The sequence below is a fragment of the Salipiger sp. 1_MG-2023 genome, from assembly GCF_030547555.1.
Classification (GTDB): domain Bacteria; phylum Pseudomonadota; class Alphaproteobacteria; order Rhodobacterales; family Rhodobacteraceae; genus Salipiger.
This window is the reverse complement of record NZ_JAUOQN010000007.1, coordinates 99,487-125,197: the sequence shown is the minus strand read 5'-3', so window position 1 is coordinate 125,197 and position 25,711 is coordinate 99,487. Positions and strand designations below refer to the sequence as shown.

The window sequence follows — 25,711 nt, the reverse complement described above, 5'->3', positions numbered from 1 at the left end:
CGTCACACCCGGCCGCGCGCTGCGCTACGCCGGGGGCTCCGCGCGCGGCCTCCTACACCAAGCGTTGGGACACTACCCGAACAACCTTAGCCCCGAAGGCATCAGCCACCCGTTCGGGCACCCTGCGATTATAGTAGTAGGAACAGCCACGCTGAACAATGTGTCTCAATTTGTGTGCCACATAGGCCTCCAAGCGTTCTTTAACACTCGGACACAAAAGGGTTTGCATGAGGAATTTGGTGCACCCGATAGGATTCGAACCTATGGCCTCTGCCTTCGGAGGGCAGCGCTCTATCCAGCTGAGCTACGGGTGCCTGCGATGGCTCTGATAGGGCAAAGCGTGAGGGGCTGCAATCGGGAAAATCCGCCCAGGGCGCATTTCCCCGTCGCGGTGATCAGGCGAAAAGCTCATGCGCCAGTTCAAGCGCATCGACCAGCGCATCGACCTCGGCCTCGGTGTTGTACAGCGCGAAGGACGCCCGGCAGGTCGCCGCTACGCCAAGGTGATCCATCAGCGGCCCGGCGCAATGATGGCCGGCCCGTACCGCAACGCCCTTTTTATCAAGAATCGTCGAGATATCATGGGCATGCGCGGCCCCGTCGAGCGTGAACGAGAAAATCGCGGCTTTGTCCGGCGTCGTGCCCTGCACTGTCAGCCAGTTCAGCCCATCGAGCCGCGCGCGCGCATAAGTTGCGATCTGGTGTTCATGCGCCGCCACCTTGTCCATGCCAAGATTCATCAGGTAATCCAGCGCCACGCCAAGTCCGATCTGCTGGACGATGCCGGGGGTGCCTGCCTCGAATTTCATTGGCGGATCGGCATAGGTCACCACGTCCTTGTGAACTTCGCGGATCATGTCACCGCCGCCCAGAAAGGGCTGCATCTCGGCCATGCGCGCCGATTTGATGTAGATCGCGCCCGAACCAGATGGGCCGTACAGCTTGTGCCCGGTGATGGCGTAGAAATCGCAGCCGATATCCTCGACATCGACCGGCATGTGAACCGCGCCTTGCGATCCGTCGACCAGCACCGGAACGCCGCGGTCGCGGGCGGCGGCGCAGATGCTCTTGACGTCGACCACCGTGCCCAGCACGTTCGACAGCTGGGTGGTGGCGACCAGTTTGGTCTTTGGCCCGATGGCATCGATCACCGCTTGCGGATTGAGCCCGCCGTCGGCATCCACATCGACCCATTTCAGCACCACCCCCAACCGCTCGCGCAAGAGGTGCCACGGCACGATATTGGCGTGATGTTCCATCACCGACAGCAGGATCTCGTCTCCCGCCTGAAGCAGCGGCATCGCCCAGCTATAGGCCACGAGGTTGATGCCCATCGTGGTGCCCGAGGTAAAGACGATCTCGTCTTCGTTCTTTGCGCCAAGGAAGCGGGCGATGATGCCGCGCGTGCCCTCGTATTTCTCGGTGGCGAGGTTGGACAGGTAATGCAGGCCGCGATGGACGTTGGCGTATTCCTCAGCATAGCCGCGGGTCACCGCATCGATCACCACCTGCGGTTTTTGCGCCGATGCGCCATTGTCGAGGTAAACCAGCGGCTTGCCGTTCACCTCGCGCGACAGGATCGGGAAGTCCTTGCGGATCTCATGCACGTCATACATCGTTTGCCACCATTTGTGGGGTAATGTCGAAGCCCGCCAGCACGGCCACAAGCGCCAGCGCCGTCAGGACAAAGGAAAAGATCAGCACCATCGCCGCCTTCCAAGGATCGCCGAAGTCATGCGCCACGTCGATGAAATGCACAAGCACCCAGGCGCCGACGATAACGCCGGCGATTGCCAGAACCGCGCCCATTCCGCCCGACACGAACCCCAGCACCAGCACCGCAAATTGCAGCCCGGCGCGCAGGATCTGGACCCAGGCGATCAGCAGCGCAACGTTCATGGCGGTTGCCCGCCCGCCCATGGCACGGCCGATCACCGTGATCGCGCCAATCAGCGCCGCCAGCAGCAGCGCAAAGACCCCCGCAAGCAGCCCCGGCCCCAGCGCCAATGGCAGCGCCTGCGTTCCCGTCGCCAGCAACACCAGCCCCGCCACAAAGGCGTTGAGCACCACCGCAAGACCGAGGGTGGTATAGACCGCATCGCGCGAAAAATTGAGCGACAGCAGCAGCGCGGCAACATCGCGCGGTGCCGTCAGCGTCTTCAGCGCCAGCTGTCCAAGGAATGTCATCATGTCGCGCCCCTCCGGTTGACCGCAACCATGCCCGCGATCCAGAACCACAGGAAGGCGATGGTCCACGCCACGCCCACCAATGTCAGCTCCAGCCCCGGCCCGATGAGCCCAGCCACCAGCCCGTTGAGCAGCAGCAGCGGCGCAGAGGCCAGCAGTGCCCAGAACAAAGCCAGCCGCGCGCCATAGGCCGTGCCCTGCCCGCCCAGCAGCTTTGCCAGAAGATGCGCGACAAAAGCCAGCGCGTAGAACAGCAGCGGTGCGATTACCACCCATGCCATCAGCGCGCCGCCAAGTCGCGGGTTCAGGTCTGCGCCATCCAGATGGGCCTGCCGTGCCAGTTGCGGCATCTGCGAGATGAAGAACAGCGCGCAAGCCGCCATCAGCAGCATCAGCGCACGATCCTCGCGCTGGCCTTCGGCGTAAAGGCGCGAGACCACGGCTCCGGGGCCACGCCACGTGGCCACGATCTCGCGCGAGAGCGTCATCCGCGTCGACGCTCCAGCCATGCCTCGACGCGCGCGTTGATCTCGTCCTGCAGCTCTTGCGATTCGATCTCCATCACCGCTTCGGCGATGAAGGCGATGGTCAGCAGGTCTTCGGCGATGCCACGCGGCAGGCCACGGGCACGCAGATAGAACAGGCCGTCCTCATCGATCGCGCCCGAGGTCGACCCGTGCGAGCAGGCCACGTCGTCGGCGTAGATTTCCAGCTCGGGCTTGGCAAGGAACTGGCTGTCGCCGTCCAGCAGCAGCGACTGGCTGATCTGGTAACCGTCGGTCTTTTGCGCGCCGGGCTTGACCAGAATCTTGCCCTGAAACACGCCCTGCGCGCCGTTGCGCAGCACCTTCTTGAACACCTGCCGGGATTCACAGTTCACCGCGTCATGGGTGATGAACACCGTGTCGTCGTGGTGGAACTCGCCGTCGCCCATGCAGGCCCCGGCGACATGGCACAGCGCATCATCTCCGGTCAGCTCGACCACAACCTCGTTGCGGGTCAGCACACCGTTCGCCGTCAGGGTGAAGGTCTTGAACGCGCTTTCGGTGCCAAGCCGCGCAAAGATATGCGTGGCCGCGCGGCGCTGGTGATCGCGCCCTTGCGCACGCACATGATGAAAGCCCGCGCCATCGGCCACCTCGACCTCAAGCACATTGTTGAACCGCGCCGCCGCCGGGCCGCTTTCCAGCAGGGTGACATCGCCGCCCTGCTCGACCTTGACCACGTGATGCAGGATCGCATCCGAGGTTTCCGAGGCATGGTTGTAGATCAGCGCGATCGGTTTGCTGACCTTACCGGTCACCCGCAGCAGCACGCCATCGCTGGCAAACGCGGTGTTGAGCGCCGCGAGCGGGCGCATCACCGGGGTCTGGCCCGCAGTTTCCAGCGCGCCATACAGATCCTTGGCCCAATGGATATCGGCGCTGTCGGCAAGCCGGGCGATCTCGACCCCCTCAAGCGACAGATCATCCGAGGCCTCGGCGTCGAACACCCCATCGGTGAAAACGATCTTGAGCCGGTCGACGGTGCCGAACACCGGCGTTTCTTCGGCGGCGAACACCTCGGCGACGGGCGCCTCGACGGCGGTCAGCATCTCGGGGCGGGTGTATTTCCAGTATTCATCGCGGGCACCGGGCAGGCCCATGACGCGCAGCCGCGCCAGCGCATCGGCGCGCGCCGGCGCTGCCCAGCCATCGGTCGGCAGATCGAGCGCGGCAATCCGCGCCTCGGTCGCGTCAAGTTTGAGTTGGGGAAGGGACATTTACGCCTCCTCTGCCATCAGGTCGGCATAGCCGTTGTGCTCGACTTCAAGCGCCAGCTCCGGCCCGCCGGTCTTGATGATGCGGCCATTGGCCATGATGTGCACCACGTCCGGCTTGATGTGATCGAGCAGGCGCTGGTAGTGGGTGATGACAAGGAAGCCGCGGCCTTCGTCGCGCAGCGCGTTGACACCATCGGCGACCAGCTTCATCGCATCGACATCGAGGCCGGAGTCGGTCTCGTCGAGGATGCACATCTTCGGCTCGAGCATCGCCATCTGAAGGATCTCGTTGCGCTTCTTCTCGCCGCCGGAAAAGCCGACATTGACCGGGCGCTTGAGCATGTCGGCATCGATCTTCAGGCTTTTCGCCTTTTCACGCACCACCTTGAGGAATTCGGTCGACGACATTTCCTCTTCGCCGCGCGCCTTGCGCTGGCTGTTCACCGCGGTGCGCAGAAAGGTCATGTTGCCAACGCCGGGAATTTCGACCGGGTACTGGAAGGCAAGGAACAGGCCGGCAGCGGCGCGCTCTTCGGGCTCGATATCGAGCAGGTCGACATCGCCCAGCGTCGCGGAGCCCTCGGTCACCTCATAGCCATCCTTGCCGGACAGCACATAGGACAGGGTGGATTTGCCCGACCCGTTCGGCCCCATGATCGCATGCACCTTGCCCGGCTCGACGGTCAGGTTCACGCCCTTGAGGATCTGCTTATCCTCTTCTTCAAGTTTCACGTGCAGGTTCTTGATCTCAAGCATCTTTTGCTCCTTTGCAGGCATGTTTTCGGTCGCGGCGCAACTAGGGCCGCATCGTCCATTCGATGATCCGCAGCAGCTTTCCCGGCGGGATGGGCTGCGGGGTGATGTCGAACCGGGCCATGCGCCCGGTCAATTGCGGCTGGCCGAGGAACTGCTCGACCTTGTGATAATGTTGGCGCCCGGCGTAATCGTCGAACAGCAGCACGAGAGGCGCCTCGCTCAGGAACGCCGTCGCCAGCGCGCAGCCGACCCGAAAGCGCCCATCCACCAGCACCACGTCCGGCTGGCGGAATTCCGGCAGGCCCCAGACCTCGAGCGGATAGCGCGGCCAGCGTCGCCAGTCGCTGTCGCTGGTCGGGTGGCCCCACTCGCGGGTCTCGCCGATGTCGGCCCAGATGATATCGACCTGCGCGCCCGTTGCAGGTGGCGTCTGCGCAAACCAGTTGCGCATCATCTGCGCCCAGCCCCGGTCGGATTCAACCGAGATCACCGCCTTGCCCGACTGCTCTGCCGCCAGCACCGTGGACCCGCCCGAACCGTATTCCAGCACCACCCCTGCGCGGGTATATTCGGCGCGCAGGAGCGCCGCCTCTGCCTCGGGCATCGTCAGCTCTGGCCGGGTTATGGGCGTGGTAAGGCTCACGCGATCACCACCGCCGTGCCCGACACCGAAACCATCAGCATCGAATTCCCGACCACTTCGTAATCGAGATCGACGCCGACAATCGCGTTGGCCCCAAGGTTGACGGCGCGCTGTTCAAGCTCTTTGAACGCCACGTCGCGGGCATCCTGAAGCTTGCGCTCATAGGCGCCCGAGCGACCACCGACGATGTCGGTCACCTGCGCAAACAGATCCCGCACGATATTGGCACCCATGATCGCCTCGCCCACGACAACGCCCTTGTAGGCGGTGATGGCATGGCCTTCGATGGTGTTGGTGGTGGTCACGATCATGCCTTGCTCCGATCTGCTCCAGGGGTTCGCCATGGCGCGCCCCTCAAGCGGTGAAGTGTTTCATCGCCATCATGACGATCATGGCAAGCCCGGCAGCCGCGCTTGCGGTCAGGATCACCGAGCCGCCAAGCAGGCCCTCGGTGTTTCCCTTGCGCTTGCGGATGCCAAGCCCGATGAGCACGCCCAGAAACACGCCGATCCCGGCGCCGAGCGATTGCATGGCCAATTGCTGGATCATCAGGGTGTCCCGGCGGGCGCTTAGCCCACCGACCCTTCCAACGAAATCGCCACGAGCGCTTGTGCTTCCATGGCGAATTCCATCGGCAGCGCCTGAAGCACCTCCTTGCAGAACCCGTTCACCACCAGAGCAACCGCTTCTTCTTCATCCATGCCGCGCTGGCGGCAATAGAACAGCTGCTCATCGTCGACCTTCGACGTGGTTGCCTCATGCTCGACGCGGCTGCTGTTGTTCTTGACCTCGATGTAGGGCACCGTATGCGCCCCGCATTTGTCGCCAATCAGCAGGCTGTCGCACTGGGTGTAATTGCGCGAGTTCTTCGCCTTGGGGTGCATCGAGACAAGCCCGCGATAGGTGTTCTGCGCCACCCCAGCGCTGATGCCTTTCGACACGATGCGCGAGCGGGTGTCCTTGCCAAGATGGATCATCTTGGTGCCGGTGTCGGCCTGCTGGTGGTTGTTGGTGATGGCGATGGAATAGAACTCGCCCTGCGATTCATTGCCGCGCAGGATGCAGGACGGGTATTTCCACGTCACCGCAGAGCCGGTTTCCACCTGCGTCCACATCACCTTGGCCCGATCACCACGGCAATCGGCGCGCTTGGTGACAAAGTTGTAGATGCCGCCCTTGCCGTCCTCGTCGCCGGGGAACCAGTTCTGCACCGTGGAGTATTTCACCTCGGCGTCTTCCTCGATGATGATCTCGACCACGGCGGCGTGCAGCTGGGCGACGTCGCGCTTGGGCGCGGTGCAGCCTTCAAGGTAGCTCACATAGCTGCCCTTGTCGGCGATGATCAGCGTGCGTTCGAACTGGCCGGTGTTTTCCGCGTTGATGCGGAAATAGGTCGACAGCTCCATCGGGCAGCGCACGCCGGGCGGCACATAGACGAACGAGCCATCCGAAAACACGGCGGAATTCAGCGTCGCATAGTAGTTGTCCGATACCGGAACCACCGAACCGAGGTATTTCTTCACCAGCTCGGGATGCTCGCGGATCGCCTCGGAGATCGAACAAAAGATCACCCCGGCCTTCTCGAGCTCTTTCTTGAAGGTGGTGCCAACAGAGACGGAATCGAACACCGCATCCACCGCGACGCGGCGTTCCTGACCAACGGCCGGGGCAGCGTCTTCGGCCCCTTCGACACCGGCAAGGATCATCTGCTCCTTCAGCGGAATGCCCAGCTTTTCATAGGTCGCCAGCAGCTTGGGATCGACCTCGTCCAGCGATTGCGGCTTGCTCGCCATGCTCTTGGGGCGGGCGTAGTAATACTGATCCTGAAAGTCGATCTTGGGGTAATCGACCATCGCCCAAGTGGGCTCTTCCTTGGTCAGCCAGCGCTCATAGGCGGCAAGACGCCATTCCGTCATCCATTCGGGTTCGTCGTTCTTTTCCGAAATCAGGCGTACGATATCGGCGGACAGCCCCTTGGGGGCATACTCCATCTCGATGTCGGTCTCCCAACCGTATTTATAGGTGGAAACGGCCTCGACCGCATCCACGGTCTCCTGCTCGACGCCATCCTTGACAGTCACGTCGTCAAAGGCTGCCATGTCATCTCTCCTGTGCTGCACCCGAAGGCGCGTTCATCTCATCCGGGCACTTGGCCCTCAGGCGCGTCTTGCGCCAAATTTCGCGCGGCTGCGCAGCCAGCAATCGGCAAAGCGCATCACATCCGCTTCCGTCACATGCGGCCCGAGGCTGACCCGGATCGCACTGCGCGCCGTCTCGGCATCATACCCCATGGCCAGCAACACCCCGCTGGGCCGAAGCTTGCCGCTGGAACAGGCCGATCCCGCGCTGATCGCGAAACCGGCAAGATCCATCTGCATCACCTGCGTTTCGCCCTTCCATCCGGGACAGGCGAAACAGGCCGTGTTGGGCAGGCGCGGCGTATCTTTCCCGACAAAAATAGTATCATTTGCGCCGTCCGCAATCACATTCTCTAGAATGTTTCTAAGTTTTTCCACCCCTGACCAGACACCGGCCTCAAGATCGCGCTGCGCCGCCTCCGCAGCAGCGGCAAATCCGGCAATGCCGACAAGGTTTTCCGTCCCCGCGCGGCGGCCCATCTCCTGCCCGCCGCCCTTCAATTGTGCCGCAACGTCAGTGCCGCGCCGCACCACAAGCGCACCGATTCCCTTCGGCCCACCCAGCTTGTGGGCCGAGATCAGCGCCGCCGTACATCCCGCCCAGTTGAACGCAAAGGGCATCTTGCCGAACCCCTGCGTCGCATCGACCACCGCAAGCCCCTGCGGCAGATCCTGAAGGATGCCGGTCTCGGAATTGGCCAGTTGCAAGGCCGTCCGCGCCGCATCCGACACCGCAACCTGCCCGAGCGCATCAACCTCAAGCCCCGGGTCAACCCAGGCCAGCACCGCGTCATGCTCTACCGGCGCCGCCAGCAGATCACGCCCGGCGCATGCCAGCGCCGCCGCCTCGGTGGCCCCCGAGACGAAAATCACATCCGCTCCATCCGCCCCCAGCGCCGATGCGACCGCCCCGCGCGCCCGCTCGACCAAGGCCTTTGCGGCGCGCCCCTCGGCATGCACCGAGGATGGGTTGCCGACAACGCCAAGCGCCTCGATCATCGCCGCCCGCGCCTCGGGGCGCAGCGGTGCCGTGGCATTCCAGTCAAGATAACAGCGTTGCACGTGGGATCCTTATCTTCATCTTCATCTTGCCCGATAAACTCCGGGGGTGAGGCCGCAAGGCCGAGGGGGCTGGCCCCCTGCTCCCCCGCAAGCGGCGCCCTCCTCAGGCCTCATCCACCACCGAAAACAGCGTCGGCACCGCCGGACAGGGCGCCAGCGAATTATCGACCAGATCCGACAGCCGCGTCTGGTGCAAAAACACATAGACATGCGCCGACAGGCTCTGCCAAAGCCGGTTCGACAGCGATTGCGCCCGGCTGCCAGACGCTCCGCCCGACGCGCCCGCGCCCTTGTGCATCGCATCCACCGTCTCATCCACGGCAGCAAGAATATCCACCACCCGAATCTCGGACGCAGGCCGCGCAAGGCGATACCCGCCCCCCGGCCCGCGCACCGAGGCCACCAGCCCGGCGCGCCGCAGCTTGACGAAAAGCTGCTCGAGATAGGGCAGCGACACGTCCTGCCGTTTCGAAATGTCGCCCAGCGTCACCAGATCGCCGTCGGGCTGAAGCGCGATATCGGTCAGCGCGACCATCGCATACCGCCCCTTGGTGCTGAGTTTCATGCCACATCTCCCCTGCGCAATCCGCGCCAACAATTGACCTTCCCGGACTGATTGCCTATCTGCAGCATCAACCCGACCGGAAAGACTCCGGATCTGGAATAGTTCTAAGATACCCGAGCAGTTTCGTCAAGAATTGCCGGATTGCAGCAGGAGCAGATCGCACCGATGCCCGAGGTCATATTTCCCGGACCCGAAGGCCGCCTCGAAGGCCGCTATCACCCGCAAAAGGAAAGCGACGCCCCGATCGCGATCATCCTTCATCCGCACCCGCAGTTCGGCGGCACGATGAACAACAAGGTTGTTTATAACCTGCACTATGCCTTTCACAAGATGGGCTTCACGGTGCTGCGCTTCAACTTTCGCGGCGTTGGCCGCAGTCAGGGCGAGTACGATCAGGGCATCGGCGAGCTGAGCGATGCCGCCTCGGCGCTCGACTACCTTCAGTCGATGAACAACAACTCGAAACATTGCTGGGTCGCGGGCTTCTCCTTCGGCGCATGGATCGGCATGCAGCTGCTGATGCGCCGCCCTGAGATCACCGGATTCGTTTCGGTGTCTCCGCCCGCCAACATGTATGATTTCTCGTTCCTCGCGCCCTGCCCGTCTTCGGGTCTGATCATCAACGGCACTGCCGACAAGGTGGCGCCGCCCGCCGATACCACAGCGCTGGTGAACAAGCTCAAGGAACAGAAGGGCATCACCATCACCCATGAGCAGATCGAAGGCTCCGGCCATTTCTTCGAAGAGCCGCACATGGACACGATGATCTCGACAGTGAACGGCTACGTCAAACGTCGCCTGACCGAGACCAGCCGCTAGGGCGCGCCGATGTCGCTGACCAGTGATCTTGCCAATGCGCTTGCCGAAGACACGTTCAAGGTGATGGACGCAACCGGCGATGATCGGTTCTTCATGGAGGTGGCGTCGATCCTCGGCGCCTCCTCGACCACGCTCGAAGAGGCGTTCCTGACCTCGGTCCGGGTGCGCCTTGCCGAACGGCGCGCGCGCGCCTTCATCATGGAAAAGCTCGACGCGCTGGAAAAAGAGGCCGGGGCGTGAGCGCCCGCCTCGACGCGCAGATGGCCTTCCTGATGGAGGCCGACAAGCTCAAGGCCATCATCCGCGCCACCCGCAACCATGACGGGCGGTTCGAGAATTCAGCCGAGCACAGCTGGCATCTTGCGCTGTTCGCGCTGGTGCTGGGCGAACACGCGCCCGAGGGCATTGACCTTGCCCGCGTGATCCGGATGCTTCTGATCCATGATCTGGTCGAGATCGATGCCGGAGATGCGCCGATCTTCGGCGAGGTCGATGAAACCGCGATGGCGCGCGCCGAACAGGCCGCAGCAACGCGGCTCTTCGGGCTGTTGCCGCCCGATCAGGGCGCGGAGCTGCTGGCGCTCTGGCAGGAGTTCGAGCAGAACGAGACGCCGGATGCGGTCTTTGCCAAATCGCTGGACCGGTTCCAGCCGCCCAACCTCAATCTTGCATCGGGCGGCGGCAGCTGGACAGATTACAACGTCGATTTCCCGACCTTCGAGGCCCGCCTTGCGCCGAAAATCCGCCGCGGCGCGCCCGCGCTCTGGGATTGGCTGCGCCCGAGGGTGCACGGGTTCCTGACCGGTCGCGGCTAAGCTGCGGCGCGGCCCACGCCATTTGCAAGCCAGTTTCCGGTCATCCCGCGCCAATTGGCCAGATCGGCAAACCGACGCGGCGTGTTCCCCACCGCCAAGGCGGAGCTGGACCCACCTATGACAGGCAGGTCCGGTTGCGACGGCGGGGCACTGCCCCGCCGCACAGTGTCAGAAGTGGATCGCACGCCCCCAGGCATCAAGCACCGATTCATGCATCATTTCCGACAGGGTCGGGTGCGGGAAGACGGTGTTCATCAGGTCTTCTTCGGTGGTCTCTAGCTGGCGCCCGACGACATAGCCCTGAATCAGCTCGGTGACTTCCGCCCCGACCATGTGCGCCCCCAGCAGTGCGCCGGTCTTGGCATCGAACACGGTCTTCACCATGCCCTCGGGCTCGCCAAGCGCGATGGCCTTGCCGTTGCCGATGAACGGGAAGCGCCCGACCTTGATCTCGTAACCCGCCGCCTTGGCCTTGGCTTCGCTCAGGCCGACGCTGGCCACCTGCGGATGACAATAGGTACAGCCTGCGATGCTGTCGGGATCAACCGCATGGGGATGCCCGCCCGCGATCAGTTCAGCCACCATGACGCCCTCGTGGCTCGCCTTGTGCGCCAGCCACGGTGCGCCCGCGATGTCACCGATGGCGTAGATACCTTCGACCCCGGTGCGGCAGTGCTTGTCGACCACCACATGGGTGCGCTCGACCTTGACGCCGACGCCCTCAAGGTTCAGCCCCTCGGTGTTGCCGACAATGCCGACCGCCGAGATCACTGTGTCGAATTCCTCGGTCGTGGTCTTGCCGCCCGCTTCGATATGGGCGACCACCTTGCCGTTACCGCGATCAAGCTTCTTGACCATGGTCTTTTCGCGGATCTTCATGCCCTGCTTTTCGAACTGCTTCTTGGCGAATTTCGAGATTTCCTCGTCTTCCACCGGCAGCACGCGATCCATCACCTCGACCACCGTCGTATCGGCGCCCAGCGTGTTGTAGAAGCTGGCGAATTCGATGCCGATCGCGCCAGAACCGATGACCAGCAGCTTCTTGGGCATCCGCCCCGGCTGCAAGGCATGCTTGTAGGTCCAGACCAGATCGCCGTCGGCCTCAAGGCCGGGCAGCTCGCGGGCGCGCGCGCCGGTGGCGACGACGATGGCCTTGCCGGTCAGCTCTTCGCTGCCCTTGTCGGTCTTGACGGTGACCTTGCCCTTGGCGGCGATGGTCGCCTCGCCCATGATCGCCGTCACCTTGTTCTTCTTGAGCAGGTGCGACACGCCGGAGTTGAGCTGCTTGGCCACCCCGCGCGAACGCTTCACCACCGCGTCGAGATCAAAGCTGATCTTTTCCGCCGACAGGCCGTATTCCTTGGCGCGGTGCATGAAATGATAGATCTCGGACGAGCGCAGCAGCGCCTTGGTCGGGATGCAGCCCCAGTTGAGGCAGATGCCCCCCATGTGCTCGCGCTCGACAACGGCCACCTTAAGCCCGAGCTGCGCGCCGCGGATGGCGGCAACATAGCCCCCCGGTCCGGCACCAATGACGATCATGTCGAAGCTTTGCGAAGCCATGGCTCTCTCCTGCCGTGTGAAATTGGTTTGGTATTAAACCATTTGCGGAAACGGTTCAACGCAAAGCAAGGGACGCAGGCAATTTCCCGGCCCGGCGCAACGCGAACAGACCGATAAAACGGCCGGCCCGGAACGCCCGGACGAGCCTGTTCAGCCTTGCAGCGCTGGGGTCAGGCCGCTTCGGCGGACAGCTTGCGCAGGGTTTCGCCGTAGCCACCACGTTCGACAAAATCGCGTTCCGACGCGGTGGTCGCACGCGACAGGGCCACGTTGCGGGTGGGAAAGCGGCCAAAGTCGCGGATCACCTCACGGTGGGCCCGCGCATGCAGCAGGTTCGACGCGCCGCTCTCTGGCATGCGCTCTTTCATCAGGCGGATGCAGCGATCCTGATCACACAGGTTTTCCGAATGCATCAGCGGCAGGTAAAAGAACTGCCGCGCCGGCTCTTCGATCTTGAGATCCCAACCGCGCCAGATCGCCTGTTTGGCGGCGGCCAGCGCCACCTCGTCTGCCGAAAAGGCGCGCGCCTCGCCCCGGAACATGTTCCGCGAGAACTGGTCGAGCAGCACGATATAGGCCAGCGCGCCACTGGGATAGGTCAGCCACAGGCCAAAACGGCCCTCCATGGCGGCCTCCCAGGTTTCCTGGAACTCATCGCGGATGCGGTCATCAAGCGCCGCGTCCTGCGCGTACCATTTTCTGGCACCGACTTCATCAAGCCAGAACGACAGAATTTCTTCGGGCCCCTTCATTGATCTCGCTCCCTTATAGTGACCCACCCTCATGTGCATCACACAAAGGTTACATGGGCTGCGCCCAAGATCGAAAGTCACGATTTCTGTCAATTGCGACATTCCACCGGTTTAAGGTGATGCCGCGTCGCGGCATGTCACCTATGCGTGGGCCCTTGATCGTCCGATGCCTCGGCGGCGGTGATCGCCACCTCTTGCGCCACTTCCATCGCCACCGGCGTCGCCGAGGGCAGAACCGCGGTATAAGAGCTGGTCTCGGACACCTTGGGCGCTGCGCGGCGGGTCATACGCCAAGCGGCATAGAGCGTCAGGCTCAGCATCAGGATCGCGATGATGCCGAAATACCCGCCCGGCCCGAACCTCTGGATGGCAAAGCCGGTCGCGATGGGGCCGGCAATGGCGCCCACGCCGTTGACGAACAACAGACCCGCCGAGGCCGAGGCCATGCTTTCACGCGGCAGGAAATCGTTGGTATAGGCAATCAGCAGCGAATACAGCGGGTTGGCGGAGCCCCCCGAGATAAACGCCGCCACCAGCAGAATGGTGAATTGATCCGGCACAAAGGTTGCCAGCAAGGCGGCAAGCCCGCCCACCAGCGCCACTGCCGCCGTCAGTTGACGGCGATCCATCCGGTCTGACAGCCAGCCCAGCGGATATTGCGTGAACAGCGCGCCAACATAGAACGAAGCGACGAACATCGAGATCTGCGTCAGCTTCAGCCCCGCTTCGGCGGCAAACACCGCCGCCATGCCGAACTGCGCCGAGAACACGCCGCCCAGCAGCAACATCCCCGTGACCCCCAGCGGAGAGACGCCGTAAAGCTCGCGCAGGGTCATGCGGCGCGTGGTGTCAAAGGCCGGGGTGGGAGACACCGTCAAAAGGATCGGCGCGAAGGCGATCGACACCAGCACCGACGGGATCACAAACAGCAAAAAGCCCGACGGATCCGGAACCAGCAGCACCCCTTGCGCGGCGATGATGCCCAGCATCTGCATGATCATGTAGAGCGACAGCGCCTGCCCGCGATGTTCATTCGATGACGAGTGGTTGAGCCAGCTTTCCGCCGTAACGTACACGCCGCAATAGCAAAAACCGATTACCATGCGCTCGATGGTCCATGCGACCGGATGCGGAAACGCCGGATACAGGATCATCACCGCCGAGATGAACGACCCCAGCGCCGCAAACACCCGCACATGCCCGACCCGGCGGATCATCCCCGGCGTCAGCCGCGAGGCCACAAGGAAGCCGACAAAATACGCCGACATGACCACCGACATTTCAAAGGCGGAAAACCCGGCGCCAGCGCCGCGCACACCCAGCAAAGAGCCCTGAAGGCCATTGCCAAGCATCAGCAGCAACATGCCCAGAAGCAGCGGCCAGGAGTGTCTCAGGACTTCGAACATGATGCGCCTCGCCGGGTTGTGGATTCGATCACTGGTTCCCTGCCCGTGCCATGCAAAGGGCCTGCCACACAACCCCGAAGGCCAAATGAAGACGAAGGTCTGTACAGGACATCACGGCATTAGCAGCGAGGCATCCCCGTAGGAAAAGAACCGATAGCGTTCGGCGATGGCATGCGCATAGATCCGCCGCACCCGTTCCTGCCCCATCAACGCCGAGACCAGCATCATCAGCGTCGACTTCGGCAGGTGGAAATTGGTCATCAGCGCGTCGGTGACCCGGAAGGCAAAGCCCGGATAGATGAAGATATCGGTGACCCCGGTCCATGGCGCGATGGCGCCGGTGTCGCGGGCGGCGGTCTCGATCAGGCGCAGCGCGGTGGTGCCGACCGGGATCACCCGGCCGCCGTTTGCCTTGGTGGCAGCGATCTCGGCGGCGGCCTGCGGCGTCACCTCGCCCCATTCGCCGTGCATCTTGTGGGTGGTCACGTCATCGACCTTGACCGGCAGGAAGGTGCCCGCGCCCACATGCAGCGTGACATGGGTGAACTGCACGCCCTTCGCCGCCAGCGCCTCCAGCAGCGGCGCATCGAAATGCAACGAGGCCGTGGGCGCCGCAACAGCGCCGCTGCGCTCGGCCCAGACGGTCTGGTAATCGCTCTTGTCGCGGGCATCGGCGGGGCGCTTGGCGGCGATGTAGGGCGGCAGCGGCATCGCGCCCGCCTGTTCGAGTGCCGCATCAAAATCCTCGCCCGCAAGGTTGAAGCGGAACAGCCCCTGCCCGTCTTCGCGCGCGATCAGCTCGGCCGACAGCGCGTCAGAGAACACCACCGTCTCGCCCTCGCGCAGCTTTTTCAGTGGCTTGACCAGCGCCGCCCAGCAACCATCGGCGCGCGGTTCCAGCAGCGTCAGGTCGATCTGGGCGCGGGTGCGCCCCTGCGCGCCATCCCGCTCGCGCCAGCCAAACAGCCGCGCCGGGATGACACGGGTGTCATTCAGCACCAGCCGATCGCCGGGGCGCAGCCAGTCTGGCAGGTCGCGCACCACGCCGTCGCTGATTTCATCGCCCTGCGCCACCAGCAGCCGCGCTGAGGATCGGGGAGAGGCCGGGCGCGTGGCGATCAGCTCTTCGGGCAGGGTGAAATCGAAATCGGACAGGTTCATCGGGGTCTCTCATTGCCGCAGGTCAGGGGGCGGGCGGCGGAAGATGTCGCGGAACATGCCGGGCGTGAAGGCCGACAGCGGGTTGACCGAGACATCGGGGGAGCCGACCGCCCCGCGCAGGTTGAAATTGAAGCCGATCAGCCCCTCGCCCTTGCGGGCGAACAGCCGCCCGATCGCGTTGAGCACATAGATCGGCGAAAGCACTCCCTGCATGTCCATGCGCCGGTTCGCAAGGTCGTAATAGCCATCCATCGAGATCCCCATCGACGGGCCGACCGCGCTTGATCGTTGCAGGATGACCTGCCGAGGGGTCAGGCGAAACCGCGCCTCAACCTCGGTGAAATACAGCCCGGCGCCGTTCAGCTCGTCGATCAACCCCACGACCGAGATCGCATCCAGCAGCCCCGCGATGCCGGGCGCATTCTGAAGCCGGGCCTCGTTGATCTGCAGAGTGCCATCGTATTCTCCGGCCCGGCCGCTGACCGGGATCAGCGTCAGATCGAAAGTGCCATCCTTGACGCTGCGAAAGATCCCCGCCCCGGCGAGCACATCGCCCGCATCGCGGCTGGTGATGCGGATGGCATTGCCGCCGTTGCGGGGTTCGAGCGCGCCCTTGATGGCGGCGGTACCGCCGACGCGCGCCTCGAAACTGCCTGCAAGTCCGCCGCTGACCGGGCGAAAGCTGCCATTGAACCCATCAAGGAAAATCTCGTCGCTGACCTGAAGCCGATCAAACGTCACGCTGACCGGACCGGTCGCGCTGCTGCCACCGCCGCTGCCACCTCCGCCAAAGGCGGCGCTGCGCAGGTCCAGCGTGCCGCCGCTAAGCGCAATTGCCGGGGCGGAGCCCTGCCCGCGCGCATCGATGCGCGCCGAACTGCTGAGCCAGTTGCCGACCCTCAGGCGCGACAGATCAAGCCGCTCGAACTGTCCAGCGCGGCTGAGCGTCACCTTGCCCGCCGCATCCAGCCCGGCGCCCGACAGCGCCAGCCGCTCGACCGTCACCGGCTGGCCCAGCGTTCCCGTCACCTCAAGCCGCCCGGTCTGCGCAGCGCCCAGCCGCCAGCCGATCTGCGGAATCGACAGCCCGATGCCCGCCAGATCCGAGCCAAGCGCATAGCGCGGCGCCTGACCGCGCACCAGATCGATGCCCAGCGTCGCAGGGCCCTGCCCGCTGATGGTGCCGGGTGCCAGCGCCAGCCCCAGCGCCCGCGCCGACGCGTCTGACAACATCACCTGCCCGTCGACGCGCGAAGGCGATCCCGGCGCCAGCGGCTGGGTCCAGTTGCCATCGAAGGGCACGCCGTCAAACGCCGCCTTGCCCGAGATCACCAGCCGCTCATCGGTGACATCGATCGCCAGCTGCTCTGATGTCAGGCGGCGGCCGGGGATGACATTGGTGCTGTCAAAGTCGCGCACCACGCCCTGAACATTGACGGTGATGTCTTCGCGCGGCGGTTTGGGCACCAGCGGATGGGTGATGAACCCGGTGACCTCGGCCTGCCCCTGCCCCAGATCGACCGGCTTGCCCGCCTTGCTCATGAACGCCATGCCGGGGCTGTCGATATAGGACAGCGCCGCAGTCAGCGGGCCGCTGGCATGCAGCGTCAGCTCGCCGGTCGCGGGCTTGGCCTTCATGTCCGGGATGACATAACGCGTACCCGCGCCTTGCAGCGCGCCGCCTTCGGGCGGGGTGGCGATGCCCTGTTCCAGCGCCACTGCGAGCCGCGTTCCGTCGATGGTCAGCTGCGCGTCGGCGCCGGTCAGAGCGGGCAGAGTGCGCGCGTAGGTCAGCGCGACCTCTTTGAGCCGCGCATCGATAAACAGATGCGGCGGCGTATCGGGCGCGATGCGCAGCGCAAAGATGCCATGTTCGAGCCGCCCGGCCTTGACGTTCTTGGCCACCCAGTCGCGCGGCTTGTCCGCGGGCCGGTCGGGCCAGAGCTGCAAAAGCTGGTCAAGCCGCAGATGATCCAGCGTGCCGTCGACCGAAAGCTGCCAGCCGCCGGGTTCCGCCGACACTGCGCCAGACAGGCGCAGCGGCAGATCGGGATCGGTGCTGCGCAGACGGCCCAGTTCAAAGCGGAACGGATCGAGCGTCAGGCGCCAGTCGATTTCCGCACCGGCCAGCTTCAGCGGGGCTTCGAACAGATCGCCCGGATCGGCCTCGATCCGGCTGATGCGCAACTGCCCGGTCATGGCGCCGCCCGGCTCGAGCGTGGCCCTGCCATCCGCAAGCCCGCGAACGACGCCGCTTTGTACCGAAATCTCATCGAATTTCAGCTGCCCGTTGGCCGGGTCGAAGGACAGATAGGTCCGCGCGCTGTCAAACGGGATCGGCGTCGCCGCGCCGTTTGGCTGAAGCACACCCTTGCCGATCTGCAAGGTCGCCGAGAGCGCCCCAAGCGTTGAATCCGCCCGCAGCGATCCGCGCAGGGCCCCCGAGATTGGCGCGCGCAAGCCCCCAAGAAAGGCCAGCGCCGGGGTCTGGCTGGCGATATCCTGCGCCGGAAGATTGGACAGGTTGAAACCAAAGCTGGCGCCGGCCTCACCGATCCGGCGCTCGATCGTTGCGGCGACCGTGGCCACGCCGTCACCGTCGCCCAGCAGCGAGACAAGCGAGGTCAGGGTCAGATCATCGCCGTTGCGCTCGACGCTGATGCGCCCGCCATCGGCGATCCAGATCCGGTCGGTCAGGGCGTCCTCGTAGCGCAGGGTCACCGCCTCGGCGTCGATGCGCCGCAACTGCGCCAGCCGCGCATCGCCAAGCGCGCCATCAAAAGCGGCAAGGGCGGCGGGAAGGTCCGGCGATGGCCCGCTGGGCGCGAACAGATCGTCGAGCGCAAAGCCGATGCGCCCATCGAGACCCCGGCGCAGCGTCAGCAGCGCACCAGACAGATGCACGGCCCCAAGCCGAACGTCGCCATGCAGCAGCGGCCATGGATCAAGCCCGATTTCCAGATCGCCAAGCGAGCCGATCTCGCCAGCGCTATCCGAGCGAAAGACCACGTCAGAGGCGCCGATGCGAGCCGATCCGCCGGCATCGATGCGCAATCGCAGGTCGCCGAAATCGACCCTCAGGCCCGGAACCGCCTGCGCAATGCGTTCTTCGATCCGGGCGCGCAGCCAGTCCGGCGCCGACAGTGGCCGCGACACAAGCGCATAGCCAAGCAGGGCGAGGATCGCGACAACCGCCAAGCCCCAGCTCGCACGCCGCGCGTAGCGTTCGCGGCGCCCACGCTGGCGCTTTATTCTGCCTGATACGCCTGCCACGTGCCCTGTTTCGTTTTCCATTCGCTTCGATGCGTTCTACATGCAATCACACCGATTGCGAAACACCTTAGCCGGAGCGCCCGTCATGACCCAGCCCGACGCCGAAATGGCCCCCGATTTCACCCTGCCCGTCACTGGCGGCGACGAGGTCACCTTGTCCGCCCTGCGCCCCGCGCCGGTGGTGTTGTTCTTCTACCCGCGCGACGACACCTCGGGCTGCACGGTTGAGAACCAGGATTTTTCGGCGCTGCTCGCCGAGTTCGAGGCCGCCGGGGTCAAGGTCTTTGGCATCTCGAAGGACAGCCTTGCCAGCCATGACAAATTCATGGCCAAGAAGGCGCTGACCGTGCCGCTGCTGTCCGACGAAGCGTCGCAGGTCTGCGAAGATTACGGCGTGTGGACCGAGAAGAAGATGTACGGCAAGACCTTCATGGGGATCGAGCGCAGCACCTTTCTCGTGGACGGCGAAGGGCGCATCGCCAAGGCATGGCGCAAGGTGAAGGTGCCGGGCCACGCGGCCGAGGTGCTGGACGCGGCGCTGGCGCTCTGAGCAGATCAACCATTCTTCTATTCAGGATGGTCAGGCACTGAAACGAAAGGCCGAACGCAGATGATGACGCTGAGCGACATGGCGGTGGATGTGCTCACCACCGCCGACGGGCGCGAGAAAACCGCCAAGTCCCGCGCCCATGCCGCCGCGTGGTTTGCCGCGCGCGACGCCGAGGCCCCCTTGCCGATCGGACAGGCATCGCCGCCCCCGCGCCCGGCCCGCCCCGAGCGGCCCGAACTTCTGGATCCGCGCGATGTGCCCAAGCGCAAGCCCGGCTCGCCGCAGGGGCGCATCGCACTGCTGCACGCCGTGGCGCATATCGAGCTGAACGCCGTCGACCTGCACTGGGACCTTATCGCCCGGTTCACCGACGTGCCCTTTCCGCTTGGGTTTTACGATGACTGGGTCCGCGCCGCCGATGAGGAATCCAAGCATTTCAACCTGATGTGCGACTGTCTTGAAGAGCTTGAAAGCTCTTACGGTGCCCTGCCCGCCCATGCCGGCATGTGGCGCGCCGCCGAAGACACGGCCGAGGATCTGATGGGCCGGCTCGCCGTGGTGCCGATGGTGCTCGAGGCGCGCGGCCTTGATGTCACCCCCGGCATGATCACGCTGTTCAAAAGCGCCAACATGGACAGCGCCGTCGCCGCGCTGGAGACCATTTACGCCGAGGAAGTCGGCCATGTCGCCTATGGCTCGAAATGGTTCAACTTCCTCTGTGGCCGTCACGAAATAGACCCGCGCGAGCAGTTCCATGCCCTCGTGCGCCGCTATTTCCACGGGGCGCTGAAGCCTCCTTTCAACGATGAAAAACGCGCCGAAGCCGGGCTTCCGCCAGACTTCTACTGGCCCCTCGCTGACGGCCAAGCCCAGAAATAACTCATGCGGGCTGGCGCGAAGCCCTTGGCATCGGCGGATTTTTGCCGGATTGGCGATGTTTTGCGGCTCTGCGCTGCAGCAACGCCCAAACATGTTGCACGCGGGCGACACGGCCTTTAAGCCCCTTGGCACGAGGCCGGCTTTCGGGGAAGCGCGCCACGTTTGACAGGGACGGAAAAAAGGACGGACAGGTGCGAACGCGTCTCGCGATCAGAACCCATGCGCTGATGGAGCGCTTCTTTCCGGAACGACGGCTTTTCCTCAAATCCGACACTGACACACGCTTTATCCGCCTGCGTCCGGAAACGCAGGCCGTGGCATATCTTGGCGGCGCGCTGCTTGTGTCCTGGGCGATCATCGCCACCGCCATCCTGCTGATGGACAGCATCAGCGCCGGGAACTTCCGCGAACAGGCGCGTCGCGACCAGCTTACCTATCAGCGCCGCCTCAATGAACTTTCGAGCGAACGCGACTCCCGCGCCGCCGAAGCCCTCGCCGCCCAGAATCGTTTCAACACCGCGCTGGCGCAGGTGTCGTCGATGCAGAGCCGCCTGCTCGACTCCGAGACCCGCCGCCGCGAGCTTGAAACCGGCATCGACGTCATCCAGACCACGCTGCGCGACACCATGATGGAGCGCGAAGAGGTCGGCGACCAGCTTGCCGCATTGAAAGCCCAGATCGAGGGCGGCGGCACCCTGATGGCGGGCAGTAGCGACGCCGACGGCTCGCTCGACCTGCTGTCCGAAGCGCTGGCCCGCACCGCAGAAGAGCGCGATCAGGTCATCGCCAACGCGCAGGACGCGCTGGTGCGCGCCGACAAGATGGCCACCGACATGCGCGTGATGGAAGAAAAGAACGACCGCATTTTCCGCCAACTCGAAGAGGCGATGACCATCTCGGTCAAGCCGCTCGACAAGATGTTCACCGCCGCCGGCATGGACCCCGACCGCATCATCAAGGAGGTGCGCAAGGGCTATTCCGGTCAGGGCGGCCCGCTGACCCCGCTGACCTTCTCGACCCGTGGCGAGGCCCCTTCGGCCGATACCGCCCGCGCCAACCAGATCCTTGGCGAGATGGACCGGCTGAACATGTATCGCATCGCCGCGCAGAAAGCGCCGTTCGCGGTGCCGCTCAAGGATCCGTTCCGCTTTACCTCGGGCTTTGGCTATCGCTGGGGTCGCCTGCACGCGGGCACCGATTTTGCCGCGCCGCACGGCACCGCGATTTACAGCACCGCCGACGGCGTCGTCACTTGGGCCGGTTGGCAATCGGGATACGGACGTCTGGTGAAAATCAAGCACGAGTTCGGAATAGAGACCCGCTACGGGCACATGTCGAAAATCCGCGTGAAGGTCGGCCAAAAGGTATCGCGCGGCGATCGCATCGGTGATATGGGAAATACCGGACGGTCCACTGGAACGCATCTTCACTACGAAGTCCGCGTCGGAGGCGAACCGATAAATCCCATGATCTACATCAAGGCTGCAAACGATGTTTTCTAAGAGCAAGATCAACGAGCCCGGACCCAAAGCCGACGACGCGCCCAAACCGGCGCCCATCTCCGACGCCTCGCGCTCGCCGAACCCGGAATTCAAGCCCTCGGCGCCGCCCAAGGCCAAACCCCCGGCATCGGTGCTTTCGAGTGATCTGCACATCACCGGCAACCTGCGCACCACCGGCGACATCAACGTCGAAGGCACCGTCGAAGGCGACATCCGCGCGCATCTTCTGACCATCGGCGAGTCGGCCACCATCAAGGGCGAAGTCGTCGCCGATGATGTGGTGATCAATGGGCGCATCGTGGGCCGGGTCCGCGGCCTCAAGGTTCGCCTGACCGCCACCGCCCGTGTCGAAGGCGACATCATCCACAAGACCATCGCCATCGAAAGCGGCGCGCATTTCGAAGGCTCGGTGCAACGTCAGGACGACCCGCTGTCGACCCGCGGCAAGACCGGCGCCCCGAAACCGGCCGGCGCCGGCACCCCCGACGTGCCCGCCAGCTAAGGCCAGCCACCGTCATCAGACAAAAACGCCGGGCCTTGTGCCCGGCGTTTTCTTTTGGCGCCTCTGTGTTCCGATCAGCCCATCAGCGCCTTGCGCAGCATGTTCAGCGCAACAAGGATCAGGAACCCCCCAAAAATCCGCTTGAGCTTTGCCGCATCGGTGGAATGGGCCAGCTTGACCCCCAGCGGCGCGGTCAGCATGGTCATCGCGATCACCACAAGGAACCCCGGCAGGTTCACCGCGCCGATGGTCAGCGGCGGGCGCGACTCGGCGGCGATCTCCAGAAACAGGAACCCCACCCCCGAGGGCAGCGCGATCGCAAGGCCGAACCCCGCCGCCGTGGCAACGGCCCGGTGGATCGCCATTCCGTGCAGGCTCATCAGCGGCACGCCAAAGCTGCCGCCGCCGATTCCCATCAACACCGACAGGAAGCCGACCAGCGGCGAATACAGGTATTGCCGCCCGCCCGAGGGCATCTGTTCTGCCAGCCGCCAGCTTGATCGACCCAAGGCCATGTACAGGCCGATGACCAAAGCCAGCCCGCCAAATATCATCTGCAACGTGGTCGAGCGCAGCGCCGAGGCCGCCAGCACCCCGACGATCGCACCGATCACGATCCCCGGTGCCCATCCTTTCAGGATCTCCCAATCCACCGCGCCCTTGCGATTGTGGCTGGCCACCGAACGTATCGAGGTCACGATGATCGTCGCCAGCGATGTCGCAAGGCAGACCTGCATCAGTTGCGGGCCATCATAGCCCATCACCTGAAACGCAAAGAAAAACGCCGGCACCAGCACGATGCCGCCCCCGACCCCAAGCAGGCCGGCCAGAACCCCGGCCAGCCCCCCGATCACCACCAGAAAGAGCAAAAGCTCCAGCAACAAAGCTACATCCATTCCCCGTCTCTCCTTGTCATCTGCCGCGGCGGGCAAGAATCTCCGCCAGCACGCTATGGGATTGCGCCACGTGGCGCCGCATCAGGCTGCGGGTCCGCTCGGCGTCGGCTTGCGCGATGGCCGTCGCGATCTTCAGGTGTTCGGCCCGCGATGTTGTCTGCCGCTCTTCGGCCTCATGAAAATTGGCGGCGCGCCATGCGCTGGTGCGCAGGTCGAGCCCGCCCAGCAACTGCGCCAGCGTCGCGTTGCGCGCCCCGGATTTGATGGCATCGTGAAAACGCCGGTTCAGGTCGGAATAGTCGGCGGCGCTGGCCGCAGGCGCCTCGGCCAGAGCGATCAGCGCCTGACGCTCGATCTCGGTCATGCGATGCGCTGCCAGCGCGGCAAGCGCGCTTTCCACCTCGCCCGAGGCTTCGAACAGATCGGCGAGTTCCTCCGCCCCCAGAGCGCGCACGAAGAACGCCCGCCGCGCCCCGCGTTCGGCCAGCCCGGCGCGCTCGAGCTCTAGTAGCGCCTCTCGCACCGGGGTGCGCGAGACGCCGAATCGTTCGGCCAGCGCCAGTTCCGACAACGGCGCACCCGGAGGCAGCGCCCCCGATACGATCTCGGACTCCAAGGTTTCGAGCAATATTTCTGCAGCGCGATGGCCCAAGGGTGCGGTCTTTCGTTGATCGGTGGCGGCGAATCCTACATATGTATACATGTCGGATATAAATGAATCCATATCTGACAGCGATCGGGACGGGGCGCTGTGTGGGCAGGCCGCAGGGGAACAGCTCACACCACTCACGGACCCCGTCGGCCATTCAACAGGAGGACGCATGGATTTCGATTTCTTCTCAGCCCGCCGCCCCGCCCCGATCGCGACCGAGGCGATGATCGCCACGTCGCATCCGCTGGCGACCGCCGCCGGGCTCAAGATACTGACCGCAGGCGGCAATGCCGTGGACGCTGCGATCGCGGCGGTGGCCGTGCAATGCGTTGTCGATCCGCTGATGACCGGCATCGGCGGCGATTGCTTTGCGCTATACGCTCCGAAGGGCGGCAAGGTGACGGCGCTGAACGGCTCTGGCCGCGCGCCTGCGGCGGCAACGGTTGCAGCGCTGCAAGCCGCCGGTCTGAGCGATGAGATCCCGCAAACCAGCCCGCACGCGGTGACGGTGCCGGGCGCGATCTCGGCATGGTGCGCGCTGCATGAGGCGCATGGCTCGCTGCCGCTGGAGCAGCTCTTTGCCAGCGCCATCCACTACGCCGAAGACGGCTATCCGGTGACGCCGCGCGTCGCCATGGATTGGGCGGGCGCGGCCTCGCTCGTGGCTCAGGACCCGCATGCAAGCGCGCTGTTCCTGCCGGGCGGCGCCGCGCCGAAGGTCGGCCAGCGCCATGCCCAGCCGCTGCTGGGCGCCCGCTTGCGCGAAATCGCCGAAAAAGGCGCCGCCGGCTTTTACGAAGGCGACACCGCAGCCAGCATGGTGGCCCATCTGCGCAGCCTCGGCGGGCTTCACACCGAGGAAGATTTCCACGCTGGCAAGGATGCGGCGATCTGGGTCGATCCGATCTCGACGCCGTATGGCGGCCACGATGTGGTGGAATGCCCGCCCAACGGTCAGGGGCTTGCGGCGCTTCTGATTCTGCGCATTCTGTCGAAATTCGACATGGGCGACGGGCTGTCCGAGGCAGACCGCATCCACCTGCACGCCGAGGCGACCAAGCTGGCCTATCATCACCGCGACGCGCTGATCGCCGATCCTGCTGATTGCCCCGGCGTGGTCGACCAGCTGCTGTCCGACGAGGTGGTCGACGCACTGGCCGCGCGCATCGACATGACCCGCGCCCTGCCCCCGGCGCTGTGGGACGAGCCCGAGCATCGCGACACCATCTACCTTTGCGTCGTCGACGGCGACGGCAACGCGCTGAGCTTCATCAACTCGATCTTCCATGGCTTCGGCTCGACCCGGCTTGATCCCAACACTGGCGTGCTGTTCCATTCGCGCGGCGCCAGCTTCCGGCTGATCGACGGGCACCCGAATGCCATCGCCCCGATGAAACGCCCGATGCACACGATCATTCCGGGGATGCTGTGCAAGGACGGCGCCGCTGTCATGCCGTTCGGCGTGATGGGTGGCCAGTATCAGGCGGCGGGCCATGCGGCCTTCCTGTCGGGCGTGCTTGATCTTGGGCAATCGCTGCAAGAGGCCATGGATGCCCCGCGCAGCTTTGCCTTTGGCGGGGAGCTTCAGATCGAGCCGGGCGTGTCGCAAGAGGCCCGCGACAGCCTTGAGGCGCGCGGGCACAAGCTGTCGCTGCAAAGCAGCCCGATTGGCGGCAGCCAAGCCATCCGCATCACGCCTGAAACCGGGTTCCTGACCAGCGGCAGCGACACCCGCAAGGATGGCTGCGCACTGGGGTATTGATCAACCCGGTCCACGGCAAGAAAAAGGGCGCCGCATCCCCATGCGGCGCCCTTGGTGTTTTCTGGA

At 64.5% G+C, this 25,711-nt stretch carries 26 protein-coding genes and 1 tRNA gene; 8 read left to right on the top strand and 19 right to left on the bottom strand.

What is annotated here, in order from left to right; genetic code table 11:
* Positions 1-237: 237 nt before the first annotated feature.
* From Q4543_RS05845 to Q4543_RS05790, 12 genes are all read right to left on the bottom strand, one after another.
* Positions 238-314, bottom strand: a tRNA-Arg gene (locus Q4543_RS05845).
* A gap of 81 nt (positions 315-395) precedes the next feature.
* Positions 396-1,616, bottom strand: coding sequence for a cysteine desulfurase (locus tag Q4543_RS05840; protein ID WP_303436836.1), 1,221 nt, complete (start codon positions 1,614-1,616; stop codon positions 396-398).
* Entirely contained in the window at positions 1,609-2,190 is a 582-nt protein-coding gene (locus Q4543_RS05835) for a YIP1 family protein (protein WP_303436835.1), read from the bottom strand. Before Q4543_RS05835 ends, Q4543_RS05840 begins: the two co-directional genes overlap by 8 nt.
* Positions 2,187-2,675: a YIP1 family protein gene (locus tag Q4543_RS05830; RefSeq protein ID WP_216004079.1), complete on the bottom strand. Its 489-nt coding sequence runs from the start codon at positions 2,673-2,675 to the stop codon at positions 2,187-2,189. The genes Q4543_RS05835 and Q4543_RS05830 overlap by 4 nt, the downstream gene beginning before the upstream one ends.
* Positions 2,672-3,949: a SufD family Fe-S cluster assembly protein gene (locus tag Q4543_RS05825; RefSeq protein ID WP_303436834.1), complete on the bottom strand. Its 1,278-nt coding sequence runs from the start codon at positions 3,947-3,949 to the stop codon at positions 2,672-2,674. The genes Q4543_RS05830 and Q4543_RS05825 overlap by 4 nt, the downstream gene beginning before the upstream one ends.
* Positions 3,950-4,705: a Fe-S cluster assembly ATPase SufC gene (sufC, locus tag Q4543_RS05820; RefSeq protein ID WP_303436833.1), complete on the bottom strand. Its 756-nt coding sequence runs from the start codon at positions 4,703-4,705 to the stop codon at positions 3,950-3,952.
* Between the two features lie 40 nt (positions 4,706-4,745).
* Entirely contained in the window at positions 4,746-5,348 is a 603-nt protein-coding gene (locus tag Q4543_RS05815) for a hypothetical protein (RefSeq protein ID WP_303436832.1), read from the bottom strand.
* Positions 5,345-5,659: a heavy metal-binding domain-containing protein gene (locus Q4543_RS05810; protein ID WP_303436831.1), complete on the bottom strand. Its 315-nt coding sequence runs from the start codon at positions 5,657-5,659 to the stop codon at positions 5,345-5,347. The genes Q4543_RS05815 and Q4543_RS05810 overlap by 4 nt, the downstream gene beginning before the upstream one ends.
* Before the next feature lie 43 nt (positions 5,660-5,702).
* Positions 5,703-5,897, bottom strand: a complete 195-nt coding sequence (locus tag Q4543_RS05805) for a hypothetical protein (protein ID WP_216004075.1) — start codon at positions 5,895-5,897, stop codon at positions 5,703-5,705.
* Between the two features lie 20 nt (positions 5,898-5,917).
* Positions 5,918-7,447 carry a Fe-S cluster assembly protein SufB gene (sufB, locus tag Q4543_RS05800; protein ID WP_303436830.1) on the bottom strand — a complete coding sequence of 510 codons (1,530 nt, stop codon included), beginning with the start codon at positions 7,445-7,447 and terminating at the stop codon, positions 5,918-5,920.
* Between the two features lie 57 nt (positions 7,448-7,504).
* Entirely contained in the window at positions 7,505-8,548 is a 1,044-nt protein-coding gene (locus tag Q4543_RS05795) for a cysteine desulfurase family protein (RefSeq protein WP_303436829.1), read from the bottom strand.
* 103 nt (positions 8,549-8,651) lie between these two features.
* Entirely contained in the window at positions 8,652-9,113 is a 462-nt protein-coding gene (locus Q4543_RS05790) for an Rrf2 family transcriptional regulator (protein ID WP_216004072.1), read from the bottom strand.
* 165 nt (positions 9,114-9,278) lie between these two features.
* Here Q4543_RS05790 and Q4543_RS05785 point away from each other — a divergent pair, with 165 nt between their 5' ends.
* From Q4543_RS05785 to Q4543_RS05775, 3 genes are read left to right on the top strand one after another with little or no spacing between them, the layout of a single operon-like run.
* Positions 9,279-9,932 (top strand): alpha/beta hydrolase, encoded by a 654-nt coding sequence (locus Q4543_RS05785; RefSeq protein WP_216004071.1) that lies wholly within the window; start codon positions 9,279-9,281, stop codon positions 9,930-9,932.
* 9 nt (positions 9,933-9,941) lie between these two features.
* Entirely contained in the window at positions 9,942-10,172 is a 231-nt protein-coding gene (locus tag Q4543_RS05780) for a hypothetical protein (RefSeq protein ID WP_303436828.1), read from the top strand.
* Entirely contained in the window at positions 10,169-10,747 is a 579-nt protein-coding gene (locus Q4543_RS05775; protein WP_216004069.1) for an HD family hydrolase, read from the top strand. Before Q4543_RS05780 ends, Q4543_RS05775 begins: the two co-directional genes overlap by 4 nt.
* Positions 10,748-10,915: 168 nt before the next feature.
* Here Q4543_RS05775 and lpdA read toward each other — a convergent pair whose 3' ends face one another.
* The 5 genes from lpdA to Q4543_RS05750 all read right to left on the bottom strand — a co-directional run bounded on the left by lpdA (position 10,916) and on the right by Q4543_RS05750 (position 18,827).
* Positions 10,916-12,310 (bottom strand): dihydrolipoyl dehydrogenase, encoded by a 1,395-nt coding sequence (lpdA, locus tag Q4543_RS05770; RefSeq protein ID WP_303436827.1) that lies wholly within the window; start codon positions 12,308-12,310, stop codon positions 10,916-10,918.
* A gap of 170 nt (positions 12,311-12,480) precedes the next feature.
* The gene (locus Q4543_RS05765) at positions 12,481-13,062 is read right to left on the bottom strand and encodes a DUF924 family protein (RefSeq protein ID WP_303436826.1); all 582 of its coding nucleotides are present in this window, start codon (positions 13,060-13,062) and stop codon (positions 12,481-12,483) included.
* A gap of 137 nt (positions 13,063-13,199) precedes the next feature.
* On the bottom strand, positions 13,200-14,468 hold the full coding sequence (locus Q4543_RS05760) for an MFS transporter (RefSeq protein ID WP_303436825.1): 1,269 nt from the start codon (positions 14,466-14,468) through the stop codon (positions 13,200-13,202).
* 111 nt (positions 14,469-14,579) lie between these two features.
* Positions 14,580-15,629: a tRNA preQ1(34) S-adenosylmethionine ribosyltransferase-isomerase QueA gene (gene queA, locus Q4543_RS05755; protein WP_303436824.1), complete on the bottom strand. Its 1,050-nt coding sequence runs from the start codon at positions 15,627-15,629 to the stop codon at positions 14,580-14,582.
* 9 nt (positions 15,630-15,638) lie between these two features.
* Complete coding sequence (locus tag Q4543_RS05750; protein ID WP_303436823.1) at positions 15,639-18,827, bottom strand: AsmA-like C-terminal region-containing protein; 3,189 nt, start codon at positions 18,825-18,827, stop codon at positions 15,639-15,641.
* A 160-nt stretch (positions 18,828-18,987) separates the two neighbouring features.
* On the opposite strand from Q4543_RS05750, the gene Q4543_RS05745 reads away from it, so the two are divergent.
* The 4 genes from Q4543_RS05745 (at position 18,988) to Q4543_RS05730 (ending at position 22,335) form a co-directional block, all read left to right on the top strand.
* A complete protein-coding gene (locus tag Q4543_RS05745; RefSeq protein WP_303436821.1) occupies positions 18,988-19,452 on the top strand; it encodes a peroxiredoxin in 465 nt (154 codons plus the stop codon).
* A 60-nt stretch (positions 19,453-19,512) separates the two neighbouring features.
* A complete protein-coding gene (locus Q4543_RS05740; RefSeq protein ID WP_303436820.1) occupies positions 19,513-20,331 on the top strand; it encodes a ferritin-like domain-containing protein in 819 nt (272 codons plus the stop codon).
* 191 nt (positions 20,332-20,522) lie between these two features.
* A complete protein-coding gene (locus tag Q4543_RS05735; protein WP_303436818.1) occupies positions 20,523-21,833 on the top strand; it encodes a M23 family metallopeptidase in 1,311 nt (436 codons plus the stop codon).
* Positions 21,823-22,335 (top strand): polymer-forming cytoskeletal protein, encoded by a 513-nt coding sequence (locus Q4543_RS05730; protein WP_303436816.1) that lies wholly within the window; start codon positions 21,823-21,825, stop codon positions 22,333-22,335. The genes Q4543_RS05735 and Q4543_RS05730 overlap by 11 nt, the downstream gene beginning before the upstream one ends.
* Positions 22,336-22,409: 74 nt before the next feature.
* Here the strand turns inward: Q4543_RS05730 and Q4543_RS05725 are convergent, their stop codons facing one another.
* Positions 22,410-23,231 carry a sulfite exporter TauE/SafE family protein gene (locus Q4543_RS05725; RefSeq protein WP_303436815.1) on the bottom strand — a complete coding sequence of 274 codons (822 nt, stop codon included), beginning with the start codon at positions 23,229-23,231 and terminating at the stop codon, positions 22,410-22,412.
* A gap of 16 nt (positions 23,232-23,247) precedes the next feature.
* A complete protein-coding gene (locus Q4543_RS05720) occupies positions 23,248-23,859 on the bottom strand; it encodes a GntR family transcriptional regulator (protein WP_303436813.1) in 612 nt (203 codons plus the stop codon).
* A gap of 193 nt (positions 23,860-24,052) precedes the next feature.
* Between Q4543_RS05720 and Q4543_RS05715 the strand changes: the two genes are divergently transcribed.
* Positions 24,053-25,645 (top strand): gamma-glutamyltransferase family protein, encoded by a 1,593-nt coding sequence (locus Q4543_RS05715; protein WP_303436811.1) that lies wholly within the window; start codon positions 24,053-24,055, stop codon positions 25,643-25,645.
* The last annotated feature ends 66 nt before the right edge of the window (positions 25,646-25,711 follow it).

What these genes read in the sequence shown, in the direction of transcription:
- Q4543_RS05765 (WP_303436826.1), bottom strand. Translation starts at nt 13,062, where the DNA reads ATGAAGGGGCCCGAAGAAATTCTGTCGTTCTGGCTTGATGAAGTCGGT.
- Q4543_RS05730 (WP_303436816.1), top strand. Translation starts at nt 21,823, where the DNA reads ATGTTTTCTAAGAGCAAGATCAACGAGCCCGGACCCAAAGCCGACGAC.
- Q4543_RS05725 (WP_303436815.1), bottom strand. Translation starts at nt 23,231, where the DNA reads ATGGATGTAGCTTTGTTGCTGGAGCTTTTGCTCTTTCTGGTGGTGATC.
- Q4543_RS05840 (WP_303436836.1), bottom strand. Translation starts at nt 1,616, where the DNA reads ATGTATGACGTGCATGAGATCCGCAAGGACTTCCCGATCCTGTCGCGC.
- Q4543_RS05745 (WP_303436821.1), top strand. Translation starts at nt 18,988, where the DNA reads ATGACCCAGCCCGACGCCGAAATGGCCCCCGATTTCACCCTGCCCGTC.
- Q4543_RS05825 (WP_303436834.1), bottom strand. Translation starts at nt 3,949, where the DNA reads ATGTCCCTTCCCCAACTCAAACTTGACGCGACCGAGGCGCGGATTGCC.
- sufB (WP_303436830.1), bottom strand. Translation starts at nt 7,447, where the DNA reads ATGGCAGCCTTTGACGACGTGACTGTCAAGGATGGCGTCGAGCAGGAG.
- sufC (WP_303436833.1), bottom strand. Translation starts at nt 4,705, where the DNA reads ATGCTTGAGATCAAGAACCTGCACGTGAAACTTGAAGAAGAGGATAAG.
- Q4543_RS05740 (WP_303436820.1), top strand. Translation starts at nt 19,513, where the DNA reads ATGATGACGCTGAGCGACATGGCGGTGGATGTGCTCACCACCGCCGAC.
- Q4543_RS05780 (WP_303436828.1), top strand. Translation starts at nt 9,942, where the DNA reads ATGTCGCTGACCAGTGATCTTGCCAATGCGCTTGCCGAAGACACGTTC.
- Q4543_RS05785 (WP_216004071.1), top strand. Translation starts at nt 9,279, where the DNA reads ATGCCCGAGGTCATATTTCCCGGACCCGAAGGCCGCCTCGAAGGCCGC.
- Q4543_RS05790 (WP_216004072.1), bottom strand. Translation starts at nt 9,113, where the DNA reads ATGAAACTCAGCACCAAGGGGCGGTATGCGATGGTCGCGCTGACCGAT.
- Q4543_RS05830 (WP_216004079.1), bottom strand. Translation starts at nt 2,675, where the DNA reads ATGACGCTCTCGCGCGAGATCGTGGCCACGTGGCGTGGCCCCGGAGCC.
- lpdA (WP_303436827.1), bottom strand. Translation starts at nt 12,310, where the DNA reads ATGGCTTCGCAAAGCTTCGACATGATCGTCATTGGTGCCGGACCGGGG.
- Q4543_RS05810 (WP_303436831.1), bottom strand. Translation starts at nt 5,659, where the DNA reads ATGATCGTGACCACCACCAACACCATCGAAGGCCATGCCATCACCGCC.
- queA (WP_303436824.1), bottom strand. Translation starts at nt 15,629, where the DNA reads ATGAACCTGTCCGATTTCGATTTCACCCTGCCCGAAGAGCTGATCGCC.
- Q4543_RS05805 (WP_216004075.1), bottom strand. Translation starts at nt 5,897, where the DNA reads ATGATCCAGCAATTGGCCATGCAATCGCTCGGCGCCGGGATCGGCGTG.
- Q4543_RS05835 (WP_303436835.1), bottom strand. Translation starts at nt 2,190, where the DNA reads ATGATGACATTCCTTGGACAGCTGGCGCTGAAGACGCTGACGGCACCG.
- Q4543_RS05760 (WP_303436825.1), bottom strand. Translation starts at nt 14,468, where the DNA reads ATGTTCGAAGTCCTGAGACACTCCTGGCCGCTGCTTCTGGGCATGTTG.
- Q4543_RS05715 (WP_303436811.1), top strand. Translation starts at nt 24,053, where the DNA reads ATGGATTTCGATTTCTTCTCAGCCCGCCGCCCCGCCCCGATCGCGACC.